The sequence below is a fragment of the Vibrio cyclitrophicus genome, from assembly GCF_024347435.1.
In the GTDB taxonomy this organism is placed as follows: domain Bacteria; phylum Pseudomonadota; class Gammaproteobacteria; order Enterobacterales; family Vibrionaceae; genus Vibrio; species Vibrio cyclitrophicus.
The window spans coordinates 1,118,597-1,134,817 of record NZ_AP025481.1 but is presented as its reverse complement, the minus strand read 5'-3'; the positions used below and the strand labels follow the sequence as shown (position 1 = coordinate 1,134,817).

The 16,221-nt window shown below is 44.4% G+C and carries 14 protein-coding genes and 1 pseudogene; 10 read left to right on the top strand and 5 right to left on the bottom strand.

Translation table 11 applies throughout. The features are described 5' to 3' along the window. Window positions 1-10: 10 nt before the first annotated feature. From OCW38_RS19920 to dbpA, 8 genes are all read left to right on the top strand, one after another. On the top strand, window positions 11-2,170 hold the full coding sequence (locus tag OCW38_RS19920) for a type I secretion system permease/ATPase (protein ID WP_261895915.1): 2,160 nt from the start codon (window positions 11-13) through the stop codon (window positions 2,168-2,170). Then, window positions 2,163-3,488: an HlyD family type I secretion periplasmic adaptor subunit gene (locus tag OCW38_RS19915; protein ID WP_065104558.1), complete on the top strand. Its 1,326-nt coding sequence runs from the start codon at window positions 2,163-2,165 to the stop codon at window positions 3,486-3,488. The genes OCW38_RS19920 and OCW38_RS19915 overlap by 8 nt, the downstream gene beginning before the upstream one ends. Before the next feature lie 33 nt (window positions 3,489-3,521). After that, window positions 3,522-4,835 (top strand): TolC family outer membrane protein, encoded by a 1,314-nt coding sequence (locus OCW38_RS19910; protein ID WP_065678872.1) that lies wholly within the window; start codon window positions 3,522-3,524, stop codon window positions 4,833-4,835. Next, window positions 4,835-5,473 carry an OmpA family protein gene (locus OCW38_RS19905; RefSeq protein ID WP_065111395.1) on the top strand — a complete coding sequence of 213 codons (639 nt, stop codon included), beginning with the start codon at window positions 4,835-4,837 and terminating at the stop codon, window positions 5,471-5,473. Before OCW38_RS19910 ends, OCW38_RS19905 begins: the two co-directional genes overlap by 1 nt. Beyond that, entirely contained in the window at window positions 5,473-6,417 is a 945-nt protein-coding gene (locus OCW38_RS19900) for a PstS family phosphate ABC transporter substrate-binding protein (protein ID WP_102308967.1), read from the top strand. The genes OCW38_RS19905 and OCW38_RS19900 overlap by 1 nt, the downstream gene beginning before the upstream one ends. Before the next feature lie 165 nt (window positions 6,418-6,582). Then, entirely contained in the window at window positions 6,583-7,173 is a 591-nt protein-coding gene (locus OCW38_RS19895) for a hypothetical protein (RefSeq protein ID WP_016796354.1), read from the top strand. Between the two features lie 217 nt (window positions 7,174-7,390). Beyond that, a complete protein-coding gene (locus OCW38_RS19890) occupies window positions 7,391-8,299 on the top strand; it encodes an aldo/keto reductase (RefSeq protein ID WP_016791115.1) in 909 nt (302 codons plus the stop codon). Window positions 8,300-8,475: 176 nt separating this feature from the next. After that, window positions 8,476-9,855, top strand: coding sequence for an ATP-dependent RNA helicase DbpA (dbpA, locus tag OCW38_RS19885; RefSeq protein ID WP_016791114.1), 1,380 nt, complete (start codon window positions 8,476-8,478; stop codon window positions 9,853-9,855). Window positions 9,856-9,978: 123 nt separating this feature from the next. Here dbpA and OCW38_RS19880 read toward each other — a convergent pair. Then, window positions 9,979-10,133: pseudogene (locus OCW38_RS19880) on the bottom strand (RNA helicase). A gap of 322 nt (window positions 10,134-10,455) precedes the next feature. Between OCW38_RS19880 and OCW38_RS19875 the strand changes: the two are divergent. After that, window positions 10,456-11,292, top strand: a complete 837-nt coding sequence (locus tag OCW38_RS19875) for a DUF6279 family lipoprotein (RefSeq protein ID WP_102313507.1) — start codon at window positions 10,456-10,458, stop codon at window positions 11,290-11,292. A 90-nt stretch (window positions 11,293-11,382) separates the two neighbouring features. Here the strand turns inward: OCW38_RS19875 and OCW38_RS19870 are convergent, their stop codons facing one another. The 4 genes from OCW38_RS19870 to OCW38_RS19855 form a co-directional block, all read right to left on the bottom strand. Beyond that, window positions 11,383-12,006, bottom strand: a complete 624-nt coding sequence (locus OCW38_RS19870) for a 3'-5' exonuclease (RefSeq protein WP_010431070.1) — start codon at window positions 12,004-12,006, stop codon at window positions 11,383-11,385. Window positions 12,007-12,071: 65 nt separating this feature from the next. Next, window positions 12,072-12,476: a PPC domain-containing DNA-binding protein gene (locus OCW38_RS19865; protein ID WP_261895896.1), complete on the bottom strand. Its 405-nt coding sequence runs from the start codon at window positions 12,474-12,476 to the stop codon at window positions 12,072-12,074. A gap of 113 nt (window positions 12,477-12,589) precedes the next feature. Beyond that, window positions 12,590-13,786, bottom strand: coding sequence for a DEAD/DEAH box helicase (locus OCW38_RS19860; RefSeq protein ID WP_010431064.1), 1,197 nt, complete (start codon window positions 13,784-13,786; stop codon window positions 12,590-12,592). A 196-nt stretch (window positions 13,787-13,982) separates the two neighbouring features. Next, window positions 13,983-15,614: an NAD(P)/FAD-dependent oxidoreductase gene (locus OCW38_RS19855; RefSeq protein ID WP_261895894.1), complete on the bottom strand. Its 1,632-nt coding sequence runs from the start codon at window positions 15,612-15,614 to the stop codon at window positions 13,983-13,985. Window positions 15,615-15,868: 254 nt separating this feature from the next. On the opposite strand from OCW38_RS19855, the gene fdxA reads away from it, so the two are divergent. Beyond that, window positions 15,869-16,192 carry a ferredoxin FdxA gene (gene fdxA, locus OCW38_RS19850; protein ID WP_004731764.1) on the top strand — a complete coding sequence of 108 codons (324 nt, stop codon included), beginning with the start codon at window positions 15,869-15,871 and terminating at the stop codon, window positions 16,190-16,192. Window positions 16,193-16,221 lie beyond the last annotated feature (29 nt).

Below are 16,221 nucleotides of genomic sequence, written 5' to 3'. Positions count from 1 at the left end.
GAAGTTTAGATTGGTAGAACAAAAAGACAGCTGGCTAGGTTGTGTTGAATGGTTATGTGAGCATTTTAATGTTCGCAGCCATCCTTCCAAAATAGTGTCTGGCCTACCTTTAAATGAAGGAAGGCTCAATGAATCCCTTTTTCCAAGAGCTATTGAAAAATCGGGGTTAACTTTGAGCCACGTTAAAAAAGAATTACTGACTCAATGTCAGTTCCCTGTTGTTGCTGTTAATTCCGCGACAGGGAGTCCCCTTGTTGTCACTCAAGGCTCCGGTGGCGAATTTCAAGTATTGGATTGTGAAACCAACTCAAGCCAAGAAACATCGTTAAAAGACTTGGTTGCTCAAGTGGAATCGTATGTGTGGCAAGTAGGTGCTCAAGCACTTGATGATGCGCGTGTTCAATCCCATGAACGCAGCGAGAATAAGTCCAACACCCGTTGGTTGTGGCGTGTCGTCAAAGAAGTAAAACCTTGGTACAGAGACCTGTTTATCGCTTCATTCTTGATCAACTTGCTTGCGCTAGTCGTGCCTCTTTTTACTATGAACGTGTACGACCGCGTGGTTCCGAACCAAGCGTTTAACACGCTTCGGGTTCTGGCGGCAGGCGTTGGTATTGTTGTTATTTTTGATTGGGTATTGAGAAGCTCGCGAAGCTCTGTGACTGACATGGCTGGGCGCTATATTGATAACAAGTTGTCTTCTCAACTGTTCTCTAAAGTCCTTGGTATGAAGTTGGAAAATCGACCTCAATCGGTAGGCGCATTTGCCAGACAGCTTCAAGATTTCGATAGCGTGAAAGACTTCTTCACCTCGATTTCTTTAGTCACTTTAGTCGACCTACCATTTACCTTGCTGTTCCTGTTCCTTATCGGTTGGCTTGGTGGCGCGATGATGTTCATCCCTGTCGCAATTATGCTGGTATTGATTGTGCTGAGCATTGCGATGAAAGGTAAAGTTGAGAAAACATTCGATGAAACCGCACGTTTGTCGACACAAAGACAAGCACAGCTGTTTGATTGCTTAACAACCCTTCCTGATATCAAGCAAAACAACGCTGAGGGTATTACCCAGAAACGTTGGGAACAGACTATTTCGTCGCTCTCTCAATGGCAGACTCAATCTCGCCACTATTCAAATATCGTGACACACTCCATTCAGTCGAGTCAGCAGATCGTCACCATCACTCTCATCATCTTTGGTGTGTATCAGATCTCTGAAGGCTTGCTGAGTATGGGTGGCTTGATAGCGGTGGTGATGTTGAGTGGACGAGCCGCAAGCTCGGTGAATCAACTTTCTCTTTTAATGCTGAGATTCCAACAAACACGTTCGGCTGTTGAAGGTCTAAATCAGATCATGGACTTACCGCAAGAAGAGTCTAAGCACCAAGTGATTGATAAGGGTGACTTTGATGGTGGGGTTAGGCTAGATGAAGTTACATTTACTTATCCAGAGACTCAGAGCCCAGCGCTTAAGGAAATTTCTTTGGGGATAAAACCGGGCGAGCGAGTTGGTCTTGTCGGTGCGGCAGGTTCTGGAAAAACCACACTTTTATCGATTGTGGCTCGTCAGTATTTACCAACAACAGGGCAAGCTTTTTACCAAGAGATTGACGGGCAATTATGGCCTACCAGTGTCTTGCGTAGCGGTATGGGATGGGTTGGACAAACCACTAATCTTATCTTTGGTAGTGTTTACGACAACGTCACATTAGGTGCGACTAACGTTGATGAAGAAAAGCTAAGACAAGCGCTGCAACAGTCAGGGCTCAACGGTTATATGGGGCGCTTGAGCAACGGCTTAGAAACGCCAGTCGGCGAGGGTGGTCGATTGCTTTCAGGAGGCCAACGACAAGCTGTGGCAATAGCGAGAGCATTGTATCGCTGTCCAAAACTATTGATTATGGATGAACCTACTAGTGCTCTAGATAATCAAGCTGAGATACAGTTCTTCAATGCACTTCAAAGTATGCCAAGAGAAACTTCAATGCTGATCAGCTCGCACAAATCTTCATTCTTGATGATGTGTGACCGAGTGATTGTGTTGGATAAAGGTCAAATCGTAGCTGAGGGTGAGCCAAAAGATATCCTCTCTCTACAGAAGAAAAGTGTACCCAAAGGGGCGAGTCGATTTAAGACGGTCTCAGTGGTGAAGGGAGGCCGTCATGAGTAATGATATTCAATGGACCAACAACCACTTGGCATTCCGTTCTCGTAAGCTGATTTGGCTTAGCGCTCTACTCATTGTCTCGATTATCGGTTGGGCGACGTGGGCAACATTGGAAGAAGTGGTTATCGGCGAGGGCAAAGTCGTGCCTAGCCTTTCTGTACAAACCATTCAGAGTTTAGAGGGCGGTCTTGTCCAAGAAATCATGGTGCGACAAGGCCAATCAGTGGTGAAAGGACAGCCTCTGGCAAAGCTCGAAGATACACGTTTTAAAGCCGCGTTTTTAGAGTCGGCTCAACAAGCCGATACCTTACTGGCCCAACAATTAAGATTGAAAGCGGAGCTAGCGACAGTCGTTTTAAATAATGATGCAAAAGAGTGGTTTGAACGAGTGGTCCTAGTACCGCAAGATATTGTTGTCGATGTATCAAGCCATCCAGCGTTAATGAATGCTAAGGCGAACTATCGAGAGCGTTTAGGACAGTTAAAGTCTGAACTGGAAGAGGCGGCACTTCGCATCGAGCAGCAAGATCAAGCACGTGTCGATACGCTCAATAATATTCAGACTTTAGAGAGCAGCCTAGATATCGTGATTCGAGAGCGCAACATGTTGAAAGACGTAGTGGCGAGCGGTGCGGTAGCTGAGGTCGAGTTGCTGAAACTGAACCGTGATGTGGTTAAACTGAAAGGTGATATTGCCAGTTCGAAAGTGGCGGCTCAGAAACAGATAGCGGCTTACTCAGAATCGATAGCCGACCACCGCAGCATCGCGCTAGATTTTCGTGCCAAAGTACAAGGCCAACTGAACGAAGTTGCCAGCAAAATAGCGCAATTGAATGAAAGCCAACAGGCGATCGCCGACCAACTGAAGCGAACACAAATCTTAGCGCCAGTTGACGGAACAGTTAAAGAGGTCTTTGTGCGTACCATTGGTGGTGTAGTTCGTCCCGGCGAACCGATCATTGAGATCATCCCATCCAACAGTGATCTGATTGTTGAAGCGAGAATCTCTCCGCAAGATATCGCGTTTGTTCACACGGGACTGGGTGCAACAGTCAAATTCACGGCCTATGATTTTGTCATTTATGGCGGACTTAAAGGCGAGGTGATTTATGTCAGTGCCGACGCCTTACAAACGGAAGACGGCAACGCCTATTATCGCGCCCATATTCAGTTAAACGAAGACCAGCAACAAAACTCTGCTTTTAGCATTATCCCAGGGATGCAAGTCGCGGTTGATATATTGACCGGAGAAAAAACAGTATTGAGTTATTGGTTAAAACCTATTTTACGAGCTAAGGAAAACTCACTTCGCGAACGATGAAGTGCGTTGAGCATAAATATAAAAGGAAGTGTAATGCATTCAAAATTCTTACTCTCTTCTTGCTTACTAATGAGTGGACTGTCTCAAGCAGCGTCATTAGAAGAGTCCGTGGCCTTTGCCATCGACTATAGCCCAGAGATATTGGCGCAGTACTCCCGATATCAATCGGTGGTAAGAGACGGAGACGCGGCGAGTGGTTTGTATATGCCACAAGTGAACTTGTACGCAGCGGCAGGCTATGAAGAGACACGCTACAACAGTGGCAGCAAACTCGACACCGATGATAGAGGCCTAACGAGAACGGAAATTGGCGTTAAAGTTTCCCAGTTACTGTTCGATGGTTTTAAAACGACGTCGAATGTCGACCGATTAACCTTCGAAGCGGAAGCTGAGCGTCTAACTCTGATTTCGCGAGCTGAAAACGTTTCGTTAGACGTGGTGAGAAACTATCTCGATATTCTCAAGGCAGAGACGTTACTTGAACTGTCTAAGCGTAACGTAAAAGAACACCAAGAGATCTACCAAGATATCCAAGATAAAAAGAGTAAAGGTTTGAGTAGTAACTCGGATCTGGCTCAGATCTCTGCCCGTGTTGCAACGGCGCAATCTTCATTAATCGCAGCTCAAAACAACCTGTTTGATTTACAAACTCAGTACCTACGCTTAGTAGGCAAGCCTGCTGTGAACTTGGTTTATCCACGTTTTGATTATGCTTTGTTACCAAGCTCAGCACAGGTCGCGCTTGAACAGGCTGTCGAGAACCATCCTGAAATCCAAGCCTCTTTGCTTGATATCGATGCGGCTCGTAAAGAGATGCGCCGTGAGAAGGGAGATTACTACCCAGAGCTTAAACTAGAGCTTCATGCTAACAAGAATGACAACGTATCTAACCCACCGGGTGGTGTCGATGAAGATGCGCGTATCATGTTAACGATGGATTACGACTTGTTTAATGGCTTCTCTACTGACTCTCGCGTGGAATCATCGGCTTGGCGAGTTGAAGAAGCAAGGGCGATCAGATTAAGAACGGAGCGTGAGGTTAAAGAGGGCACTCAGCTCGCTTGGAATGCCTACAAGATGCTTGAACAACAGAAGTCCCTTCTTCAACAGAACGTGGATGCAGCCAAAATCGCAGAGCTTGGTTATATTCAACAATTTAATGTTGGCAGACGAAGCTTGTTGGATGTGCTCGATGCAAAAGTGGAAGTGTTCTTGGCTCGAAGAAACTTCATCAGCACTGAATACGATCAAACGTTAGCGGCATACCGCGTATTGAACGCGATGGGCATGTTGACCTACGCATTAAGGGTTGAACACCCAGAAGAATGGCAAGGGGAGAACAAGTAATGAGATATTTTAAACTAGCGCTACTGAGTTCTATCTTGCTAATGGGTTGTGCAGAAACGCCCGATACGACGATGACTCGCCATCAAATTGATGATCTCGCGGATGATGATCGTGACGGTGTGATTAACCAACGAGATCTTTGTGCTGATACACCAGAAGGTGTGACAGTAGACATTAAAGGGTGTGCAAACTGGAAAATTGTCGAAGATGTTGAAGTCTTAAGCGTGGCATTTGATTTCGATAAATACGTTCTAAAACCTGAACACACGGCCGTTCTCAACGAGTTAGTGCGTTTACTGGGTGAACAGCCAGATGCATCAGTGACCTTAGTTGGTGATACGAGTTCAGAAGGTACTAACGTTTATAACAAAGCACTTGCCAAGAAAAGGACTGGCGTGATTCGAGATGCTCTGATTGACAGAGGTATCGATGGGGAGCGAATCTTCGAACAAGAATTTACTCAGATAACCAGCTTAACTCAGCATCTTCACAAGCGTAAACGTAGAACCATTGCGGTGTTAAAAACAGAGAGTATGGAAGTAAATCCATCTTGGAATATCTTTACCTCAGAGATGCAGCTCGACAGCAATAGTGATGTTGAATCTAAGACATCAATTGATCCAGTAGGAGGCCAGTAATGAAACGTCTATCTAATAAATCGGGTTTATTGCTTGCTGCTGTACCTGCATTTTTTTCTGTATCAACGTTAGCGAATGACGTGAGTGATATTGGTTTGGTCGCGATTGAACCGAACATGGAAGGGCTTATTAAAGATTTGCTTGAGAGCAAAGAGATCGACTTAGAAATTTTGTTGAGTGACAGTGTCCCTGAGCAGATGATCATGCAACGCTCACGTGTTGGTATTACTTCCAAAAAGTGGACTGACAAAGAGATGGCTAGGTTCGACATGCGCTACGGCTACAGGCCGACAGAGCTGATGTTTACCGCGGACGTAATAGCGATTCTGGCGAATGAAAATAACCCAGCCACATCCATTAGTGTTGCTGAACTTATAGATGTGTTTGGTTGTTCAAGTGACCCTAAGCATCCTAAATGGACGCCAAGTAGCGACACTAGTGATGGAGAAAGCCTAGACACACACATGTTGCCCTTCGCCATCGACCACAATCTGCAAGGCCATACCACCTTTTCAAGTTGGGTCGAGTGTGGAGCTGATGGCGAATATGCGAATACTCAATTCTTAGCGGATCTGCCGGATCTGATTAGTAAGATTGAGGACGAAGATGCCGCGATTGGTTACACCGTTTACTCGGATCAAATCTCTGATGTGAAATGGCTCAGCGTTGTTGATAATCTAGGGGTGAACTACGACCTAAACAAGGAAACGATTCTCTCAGGTCGTTACCCATTGGCAACGGTTTACTATATGTACCTAAATATTCCAGCGCATCGCAAAGGCTTTACGGAACAAGAGAAGTTCTTTGTTGGGCTGACTTTGTCGGAAGATCATCAAGGCGTGTTGAACCAATACGGTTTTATCAGTTTGCCGCCAGAAGCAATTCAACGTAATAAAGTAAGGCTATCCCTTGAAGAACCAGCTATTGAAGGTGGGTATAAGTGATTCAAATATCGTGATGTATCGTAAAGGGTACGTTATTTGGCGATAGAATTTATCTAGCGGGCATGTATGCCCGTTTTTTTCGCCTAAAATTTGTGGCTTAAGCGGTTGTTTGTGGATTGGTCACGTATAATAGGTGATTGATACCGCACGAAATAAGCACAACTAATGAGAACTCTTCATATCTTAATCCTTCCTTTGTTATTGGCTCTCAATGCCTTTTCATTCTCTGCGCAAGCGAGTGAAAGCTGGTGGTTGCGAACGGTATTCAATATCAGCCCAATTCCACCGAGTTCTCAAAACTATATTAACGATATCGAACTCATGGATTGTGGCGAAGTTGAAGGCACTCTGTTGTGCAGTGACCTCACTCAATATTACGATTTGGATGTTTATGTTGAACTGGAGTTGGCTGACTCAAGCGTCGAGGTGGTTCGCTTAAACCTGCCTTATTCGAACCTAAGTTACACAAAGCTTCAGGTATACCTTCGCCAAGATGGCTTTGCTCTCAGTTCTATTCGTATTGGGGAAGATGAGTTTGATGTGGTCGCTCAACTCGAACAAGCGAAGCGTGAGGGAGTTGGTTACGACAAGGTAGATAAACAACTCGTCAAATTCATCAACTCACCACATCATTCCTCTGAGCAAGTGAGTGTATGGAATGTACCTAATTCTTCTTCATCATCTCGTTCTTCAGCTCCTTGGGTTCAGTTACATAGTGATGGTGACAAGTTAACGGTTGAACTAAATCGTCTCTAATTGCTCAAATTTATAGATGGTTTCGTCATTCATCAGAGTAAACAAGCCTTTCAGGAGAACGGTTGACGGGCAGACAGCAAGCTATTATTCATTTAAGTGTTCGTTTTTCTGTGGCTCTCACATTTTTAGTACGCGTTTACCTTTGCTATTTGTTATACGTTGAGCCTTCGGTAAAACGAGCTTAGGATACGTGCAGTATTGATAAAGGAGACAACCCATGGTTGCAAGAGTAACGACAGCGCCACAAGGCCCAGAACTTTCTGAGTTGGTGCAAGGATACTGGCGTACAGCAGAGTGGGGTATGACCCCGCAACAACGCCTGACTTTCCTGAAGCTGCACATTGATCTTGGTATCACAACTGTTGATCACGCGGATATTTACGGTAACTACCAATGTGAAAAGTTGTTTGGTGAAGCATTGGCGCTTGAGCCAAGCCTTCGTGATGATATCCAAATCGTCACCAAGTGCGACATCAACTTGTGTGGTGACCACACTCCTGATCGCAAGATCAATCATTATGACACCAGCGCGCATCATATTTACCAATCAGTAAATAATTCTCTAGAGCGCTTGGGTGTAACCGAGCTGGATGTATTACTGATTCACCGCCCAGATGTACTGATGGATGCAGATGAAGTAGCAGAAGCGTTCGCTGAACTGCATAAAGTCGGCAAGGTTAAGCACTTCGGTGTCTCTAACTTTTCACCGCGTCAGTTCGACTTATTGCAATCTCGACTCGGTAAGCCACTGGTGACTAACCAAGTTGAAATCAATCCCTTGAACTTTGAAGTAGCCCATGACGGCACGCTCGATCAACTGCAGATGAACCGTATTCGTCCAATGGCGTGGTCTTGCCTCGGTGGCGGTAGCATCTTCAGTGGTGATTCAGCACAAGCGATTCGTGTTCGTGACGAGTTAGAAGTAATTCGCCAAGAAGTGGGTGCAGATAGCATTGACCAAGTTATTTATGCTTGGGTTCGTCGTTTACCGTCTAATCCGATCGCTATTATTGGCTCTGGTAAGATTGAACGCGTGAAGACGGCGGTTGATGCTCTGAAGATCGAGCTGACTCGTGAGCAGTGGTATCGCGTATGGGTTGCATCTAAAGGTCACGGTGTGCCTTAAAGACTTTTTAGGAACTCGTATTTCTATACAGACTTAGATGTCACAACATAAAAACCAGCGACCCAGCTGGTTTTTTTGTATTCGCCTAACATGTTGCTCCAAAACTGTGATTAAGGTGGAATAATTTTCAAAAACACTCATAATGCACTCTGTTTTTCACCAGTTGGATATTTCCATTGAGCACTTCAAAATTCTCTTCAATCGCCCTTAAGCCAGAGCTTCTAAATACGTTAGATTCTCTTGGTTATACTGAAATGACGCCTATTCAAGCGTTAAGTCTTCCTACTATTCTGGATGGCAAGGATGTTATCGGTCAGGGTAAAACGGGTTCAGGTAAAACAGCTGCTTTTGGTTTAGGCGTGCTGCAAAACCTACGCGTTAAGCGTTTCCGTGTTCAGTCTTTAGTGTTATGTCCGACTCGTGAGCTTGCAGACCAAGTAGCAAAAGAGATCCGTACTCTTGCTCGTGGTATTCACAATATTAAAGTACTGACACTTTGTGGCGGTATGCCAATGGGACCTCAAATTGGTTCACTAGAGCATGGCGCGCATATTCTTGTGGGTACTCCTGGTCGTATTCTTGATCACCTAGAGAAAGAGCGTATTGATCTTTCTGAGCTCAACACGCTTGTGTTAGATGAAGCGGACCGTATGTTGGAAATGGGCTTCCAAGATGCGCTAGATGCGGTGATTGAAGCGGCACCAAAAGATCGCCAAACGCTATTGTTTAGTGCGACTTTCCCTAAACAGATTAAATCTGTTGCAGACCGTATTATGCGTAACCCAGAAATGGTGAAAGTTGAATCAACACATGATCACTCAAGTATTCAGCAACACTTCTACAAAGTGGAAGGAACTGAAGCTCGTGATGACGCATTAGAGTTACTCCTTCTTCATCATCAACCAGAATCTGCGGTTGTGTTCTGTAACACTAAGAAAGAAGTTCAGAACGTAAACGACGAGCTAAGCCACCGTGGTTTTAGCGTTATCGAGCTTCATGGCGACATGGAACAGCGTGAGCGTGACCAAGCTTTGGTTCAATTCTCAAACAAAACCATCTCGATTCTAGTGGCAACAGACGTTGCAGCTCGTGGTCTTGATGTTGATAACCTTGATGCAGTGTTCAACTTTGAACTGTCTCGCGATCCTGAGGTTCATGTACACCGCATTGGTCGTACTGGTCGTGCAGGAAGCAAAGGTGTTGCGATTAGCTTCTTTAGCGAAAAAGAGATGTACCGTGTTGCTCAAATCGATGAGTACATGGATATGCCAATCGAACCGTCTCAGTTGCCAGCTAAACCAATCGCTAAGCCATATTACTCAAACATGGTGACAATCCAGATTGATGGCGGTAAGAAAGCGAAACTTCGTGCTGGTGATATTCTTGGTGCATTGACGGGTCAAGGCGGCATTGATGGTAAATCAGTAGGTAAGATCAATCTGTTCGCAATGCGTGCTTACGTAGCGGTAGAAAGATCTGTGGCTAAGAAAGCACTGAACAAAATCGAATCAGGTAAGATGAAGGGTCGTCAATTCCGCGCCCGAATTCTGAAGTAATTTGAGAATTTACCCCTTTACTGTCTACTCGCGACAGTAAAGGGTGTTCTACCAGGGCTCACTATGGCAGGTTAACCCATCGACATACCTGTTAGTATCCAAGTCTATTTTTTATTCAAACGTTCATTGGTCAGGTCTGATCGAATAAACATCGTTGATATGTTTTCCTTCGCTAAGATACCAAGCCATCCATATATCGTAATGGTGGTTAGCTTTCCATCGTCAAAATAACAAAGCTCGTACTGTAACTCGCTTGTATAATGAGGAGTAGCGGCCATAGCTTACCTCCCAAATATTAATCATTTTAAAATACGTCACCATTTCTTTTATAGGGTTCGCATTACCTCAAATGAACAATAAAAAATAAGTTTTATCACTGCTATTAATTATTTTTAGTCTAATCATTTGTCGAAATGGTGAGATTATCAAGGCTAAGTCTCAATTTACCTCAAAGTTTTTACTGTCACGGCTTATTCGGGCTAGTTTTATAAGAGGTAGCTTTAGCATTTTAAGGTATTAAGTAATGTTTTAAGATCTTGAGCTAACCTTAGAAGATCGTTTTGTATTTCATTGCTTGGTAAAATGTTGTGAGAGGGTGTGATGAGAAAGTGCCGTTGGCTAGTCGTATTGATCTGTTTTCTATTTGCTGGGTGTGGGACGAAATTCGCCTATAACAACATAAGTTGGTTTGTTGTGAGTTATATCGAAGACTTTGTTTCTCTAACTAACAGTCAAGAATCAGAACTTGAAGAGCGATTGGATTTGTTACAGCAATGGCACAAAGAAACTCAACTACCGCTGTACGTCTCACAATTAGAAGTTATTGAAAATGTAGATCGCTCCGAGCTCACCTCTGCTTTTATCGTTAACCAAAGTGATCAAATAAAAAATCATATTCGCACGATCGTTAATAAGTTTGCACCCGATGTTTACGCGTTAAGTATGCAGCTAAGTGCGAAACAAGATAATCAGTTCCTTAAAAATTTTCGAGAGAAACAACAAGATTCCTACCAAGAAAGATTGTCCTTAAATGATGAAGATTCGAGAGAGCGATACCGAGAACGAGTAAAAGAAAGGCTAGAACGATGGTTAGGTTCGGTATCGAAAGAACAAAAACAGATTATTTTTGCTTGGTCGCAAGAGTGGATAAATACCAATGACAGCTGGCGAAAATATCAAAATAATACATATCAGGCTCTATCGACGCTTACTGAAAAGAAGACTGATTTGCATATTGCTCAGCCTATTATTATGAAGCTGTTGCTTAACCATGAAGCTTATTATCCTGATGGCCTTGAATCCACGCTTACTAAGAATACGGAGACATCCGCCAAATTCTTGGTCGATATCGCAGCCACAAGTAGTGATAAGCAATGGGTATATTTTATGAATGAATTAGAAAGCCTCAAGTCAACGTTGGTCGCACTGCAAGAGTAGGGCGGCTCTAAGTAACACTTGTATATAATAAGGCTGATTTCGCGAAACGAATCAGCCTTTATTTCGATCTATGGTTTGTAGCTGATAGCTTTAATTGCGATTGCTCATTAGCAGCTTTGGAATCGAGCCTTTAGCGGTCTTAGATATTTTCTGCATCAGTTGAAAGCTCGGCTGTTGAATACCGTGATCACTTTGCAGTTCATCAATCATCAATAACCACAATCGTGCTGTCATTTCTGAATCGGCTAACGCTCTGTGGAAAGTACCGTCGTTGTCGATATTCTTAAAACGCACAAGGTCGCCTAGCTTATGAGTCGGTGCGTCTTGGATTAGGCGGCGAGCAATCAACATTGAGCAAGCGAACTTGCCTGTGTAGTCTCGGCCAATAAAGTCTAATTCCGCATCGAGAAAGCGCTTATCAAACGACGCATTGTGAGCAACAAGTTGGCTGCCTTGGATAAAGTCTGCAAATTCATCCATCACTTCACTGCAACTGGCCGCCGTGCTTAACATACGGTTATTGATTCCGGTATAGCTTTCAATGAACCCGCTAACACGAAACCCTGGATTCATGAGTTGCTGGAAGGTGTCGACGACTTCGCCGTTAACTAATTTAACCGCACCGATTTCAATTGCTCGGTCACCCATATTGGGTGATAAGCCTGTGGTTTCGAAATCGAGAACGATAACGGAATCTGCGGAGTTGGGAGCCATCATGTTTCCTAATACTATTTGGTTGTATCGCTTTATATGGGGCGCTAGTGCTGCTACGGGTCAATCTATTGCGTGTTGTTGCTGATAGTGAGCTCAGTGTAACCTGTCGAATCGTCATGCTCTCTGTTGAAGGTCAAGGTATCGTAGCGGTGAACAATCAATTCAGCAGTGGTCGCGATAATCGTCCCTTCAAGCAAGTGCCCACCAATCACATTTCCATTTTCATCAGCAACGGATATATGAACATGCTGGTGGTTTGGGGTTAGCGTTGCCATAAGCGACACAATTTCGAACGGAGCTTTGATTAGCTTGGTGTTGTTCGCATTAGCCAAACGAATATTGAGTTGAGAAACACACCCGACACACGACGCGACAGAGCCCGCTGAGATATTGTGCGCTGTCACAAGCTTTTGGAGTTCAAGCTTTAGGTCTTGCCCACGGGTTAACCTCGTTGCGATAGGAGCGATCATCTTATTGCCTCAGTTTTATTTGTATTTCAAAGAACAAAACGAAGCCACATAGGGCTTCGTTTGATTTTCATTTTGGCTAACGTGACTTTTGTATTTTCTGTAACTGAAATTACTTAGTCTTGTTGCTGTTCTCTTTTCTTCTTAGGAACGAAGTTCAATACTGAAATTGGCACTTCTTTGCGTGGTTCGAAACCTTCAACAACGCGACGTTCAATCAAGTGGCCAAGACGTTTTTCAATGATGCACAGGTTCTTGAAGTTATCTTTCGATAGGAAAGAGATCGCTTCACCAGAAGCATCAGCACGGCCTGTACGACCAATACGGTGAACATAGTCGTCTGCTGGGAATGGGATGTCGTAGTTCACTACGCGGCTTAGGTTATCGATATCGATACCACGAGCAGCAACACCTGTTGCAACTAGATATTTTAGACGACCTTTTTTGAAGTCAGCCAGAATCTTTTCACGAATCGCTTGGCTACGTCCACTGTGGAACGCTTCTGCTTGGATACCACGCTTTTCAAGTTGAGCAACCAACTTAGCGGCGCCGTGCTTAGTCTCGATAAAGATAAGCGCTTGGTCCCACTCGCCGTCAGTGATCATGTGGCTTAACAGTGCAGATTTACGGTCTTTATCGACTGTAACTAGCCATTGTTCAATGTTCGCTTTAGATGCGTCAGTCTTAGCGATAGAAATCTCTTCCGCTTCACTGATTGCGCTTTTCGCTAGCGCACGCACTGGCGTTGATAGCGTTGCTGAGAACAACAGGTTTTGAATGTTTTGTGGCAAACGTGCGATGATCTTGTTGATGTCTTCGATGAAACCCATGTCTAGCATGCGGTCGGCTTCATCAAGAACCAGTACTTCAACTTCATCAAAATGAACCGCGCGTTGTCCGTACATGTCGATTAAACGACCTGGTGTTGCCACAAGAATATCGACGCCTTCAATCAAGCGGTCTTTCTGGTGCTGGTAAGATACGCCCCCGTACATCGCTAGTGATGTTAGGTTTAGGAACTTCGCGTACTTAGTAATGTTCTGTTCAACCTGAATCGCAAGCTCGCGAGTTGGTGTCAAAATAACAGCACGAATACGTTTTTTACGTTGTGTTTCACCTTTACTTAGCATTTCTAAGATAGGGAGAACAAAGCTCGCAGTTTTACCTGTACCTGTTTGTGCAGCAGCAATTAGGTTCTTACCAGAAAGCACAATCGGAATTGCTTTTTCTTGAATAGAGGTTGGCTTTTCATAGCCTTGTTTTGCAACGGCTTTAACAATAGGTGAGCTTAATCCAAGCTTGGAAAATGGCATAAGTTTCTCGGTATGATTTGGCTAAATAGCGATGGAAAGGTTCAACAATCTTATATGAGGATAAGATTAATGGCTGCATTCTACCATGTTGCTTGCTCACCGCTAGTCACATGCACATAAAAAAATCCAGTGTCGACAAGACACTGGATTTTCAGTTTTGGGTGTTCGCTATTTAGCTTGGGTTTATCGAAAGCGTTTAAGCGATCTCAATCTTCTCGGCTTGGTTTTGCTCTGCCATTGATAGTGCTAGCGCTTCTGCAGCCTTAATACCATCAATACCAGCGGAAAGGATACCGCCTGCGTAGCCTGCACCTTCGCCAGCAGGGAAGAAGCCCTTAAGGTTGATGCTTTGGAAGTCTTTACCACGTTTGATGCATACAGGAGAAGACGTACGAGTCTCAACACCAGTTAGTAGGCCGTCTGGTGTAGAGAAACCTTTGATCTTCTTCTCGAACGCTGGGATTGCTTCACGAATCGCTTCGATAGCGAAATCAGGCAGTGCTTTTGAAATATCAGTCAGGTGGATACCCGGTGTGAACGACGGTTGTACTTCACCGATTGCACTTGGATCGCGACCTTTCAAGAAGTCACCGATTTTCTGAGCTGGTGCATCGTAGTTTTCACCACCAAGTACATAAGCGCCACTTTCTAGTTCACGTTGTAAACGGATACCAGCCAGTGCGTCACCTGGGTAATCACGCTCTGGGTCGATACCTACAACGATTGCACTGTTTGCGTTACGTTCTGCACGAGAGTATTGGCTCATGCCGTTAGTTACTACGCGGCCTTCTTCAGACGTCGCAGCTACTACAGTACCGCCTGGGCACATACAGAAGCTGTATACAGTGCGGCCATTCTTACAGTGGTGAACCAGTTTGTAGTCCGCAGCACCTAGGATTGGGTTGCCTGCGTTCTTACCGAAACGCGCTTCATCAATCATCGATTGTTTGTGTTCGATACGGAAACCAACAGAGAAAGGCTTCGCTTCCATGTAAACGCCGCGCTCATGTAGCATTTCAAACGTGTCACGAGCACTGTGGCCAACAGCCAGTACTATGTGGCGTGACTTAATTTCTTCACCGTTAGAAAGCGTTAGGCCAGTGATTTGGCCATCTTCCATATGAACGTCGTCTACACGAGTACTGAAACGGATTTCGCCGCCGAGTTCAATGATAGAAGCACGCATCTTTTCGATCATCGTAACCAGTTTAAAGGTACCGATGTGCGGCTTACTCACGTATAGAATTTCTTCTGGTGCGCCTGCAGCAACGAATTCTTCAATTACTTTACGGCCGTAGTGCTTTGGATCTTTTACTTGGCTATAAAGTTTACCGTCAGAGAAAGTACCTGCGCCGCCTTCACCAAACTGTACGTTTGATTCTGTGTTTAGCGTACGCTTACGCCAGAAACCAAAGGTATCTTTAGTACGTTCACGAACTTCTTTACCGCGCTCAACAATAATTGGGTTGAAACCCATTTGAGCAAGCACTAGGCCAGCGAACAGACCGCATGGGCCAAAACCGATAACCACAGGGCGCTCAGTTTGGTTCTCAACGGCCTTAGCGACAAACTTGTACTCCATATCAGGAGTCACTTTTACGTGCGGGTCGCTGATGAATTGTTCTAGCAGCTCAGCTTCGTTTTCAACGAGAACATCAAGCGTGTAGATAAGTAAGATCTTTGATTTCTTACGAGCATCGTAGCCACGTTTAAAGATATTAAAAGATAGTACCTGACCAGCGTTAATGCCAAGCTTTGCTTCAATAGCGTCTTGAATGGCTGACTCTTCATGGTCTAGCGGGAGTTTAATTTCGGTTAAACGTATCATTTTGATGTCTCGTTTTTATAGGTGTCTTAGCTAGATCGTTTCTTAATACAGAGTTTGATGAAAACGCTGATGTTGAAAGAAGCGATAAGCTCACAATGGCGCGCATTTTACGAGAAATTGATTTATCTGTCATACTAATTTGGAAGCATGGAGCAAATAGACACGATATTAGAGTCGTATGATGTTGAATTTTGCCTTGGGATGAGTATTATCCCCCATTCTTCAATTTTGACTAACTTATAGAGCAGAGCATCATGGCGTTTGTCGTAGGCGATAATTGTATTCAATGTAAATACACAGACTGTGTGGCAGTGTGTCCCGCAGATGCGTTCCATGAAGGACCAAATTTCATGGTAATCAACCCGATCGAATGTATTGATTGTGGTTTATGTGTCCCTGAATGTGATGCTCAAGCGATCTTTCAAGAAGATGAATTGCCAGAAGACCAAAAGATCTTTATTGAAGTGAATGCCGAGCTTGCCGAGATCTGGCCAGTGCAAACGGAAGTAAAAGCACCGATGGATGAAGCTGAAAAATGGAATGGTGTGTCTGATAAGTTGGCAATGCTAGAAAAGTAGTTGTTGAAAAGAACTCAAATAAAAAGGCG

What these genes read in the sequence shown, in the direction of transcription:
- OCW38_RS19860 (WP_010431064.1), bottom strand. Translation starts at nt 13,786, where the DNA reads ATGCCATTTTCCAAGCTTGGATTAAGCTCACCTATTGTTAAAGCCGTT.
- OCW38_RS19875 (WP_102313507.1), top strand. Translation starts at nt 10,456, where the DNA reads ATGAGAAAGTGCCGTTGGCTAGTCGTATTGATCTGTTTTCTATTTGCT.
- OCW38_RS19905 (WP_065111395.1), top strand. Translation starts at nt 4,835, where the DNA reads ATGAGATATTTTAAACTAGCGCTACTGAGTTCTATCTTGCTAATGGGT.
- OCW38_RS19865 (WP_261895896.1), bottom strand. Translation starts at nt 12,476, where the DNA reads ATGATCGCTCCTATCGCAACGAGGTTAACCCGTGGGCAAGACCTAAAG.
- OCW38_RS19870 (WP_010431070.1), bottom strand. Translation starts at nt 12,006, where the DNA reads ATGGCTCCCAACTCCGCAGATTCCGTTATCGTTCTCGATTTCGAAACC.
- OCW38_RS19910 (WP_065678872.1), top strand. Translation starts at nt 3,522, where the DNA reads ATGCATTCAAAATTCTTACTCTCTTCTTGCTTACTAATGAGTGGACTG.
- fdxA (WP_004731764.1), top strand. Translation starts at nt 15,869, where the DNA reads ATGGCGTTTGTCGTAGGCGATAATTGTATTCAATGTAAATACACAGAC.
- OCW38_RS19890 (WP_016791115.1), top strand. Translation starts at nt 7,391, where the DNA reads ATGGTTGCAAGAGTAACGACAGCGCCACAAGGCCCAGAACTTTCTGAG.
- OCW38_RS19855 (WP_261895894.1), bottom strand. Translation starts at nt 15,614, where the DNA reads ATGATACGTTTAACCGAAATTAAACTCCCGCTAGACCATGAAGAGTCA.
- OCW38_RS19900 (WP_102308967.1), top strand. Translation starts at nt 5,473, where the DNA reads ATGAAACGTCTATCTAATAAATCGGGTTTATTGCTTGCTGCTGTACCT.
- OCW38_RS19895 (WP_016796354.1), top strand. Translation starts at nt 6,583, where the DNA reads ATGAGAACTCTTCATATCTTAATCCTTCCTTTGTTATTGGCTCTCAAT.
- OCW38_RS19915 (WP_065104558.1), top strand. Translation starts at nt 2,163, where the DNA reads ATGAGTAATGATATTCAATGGACCAACAACCACTTGGCATTCCGTTCT.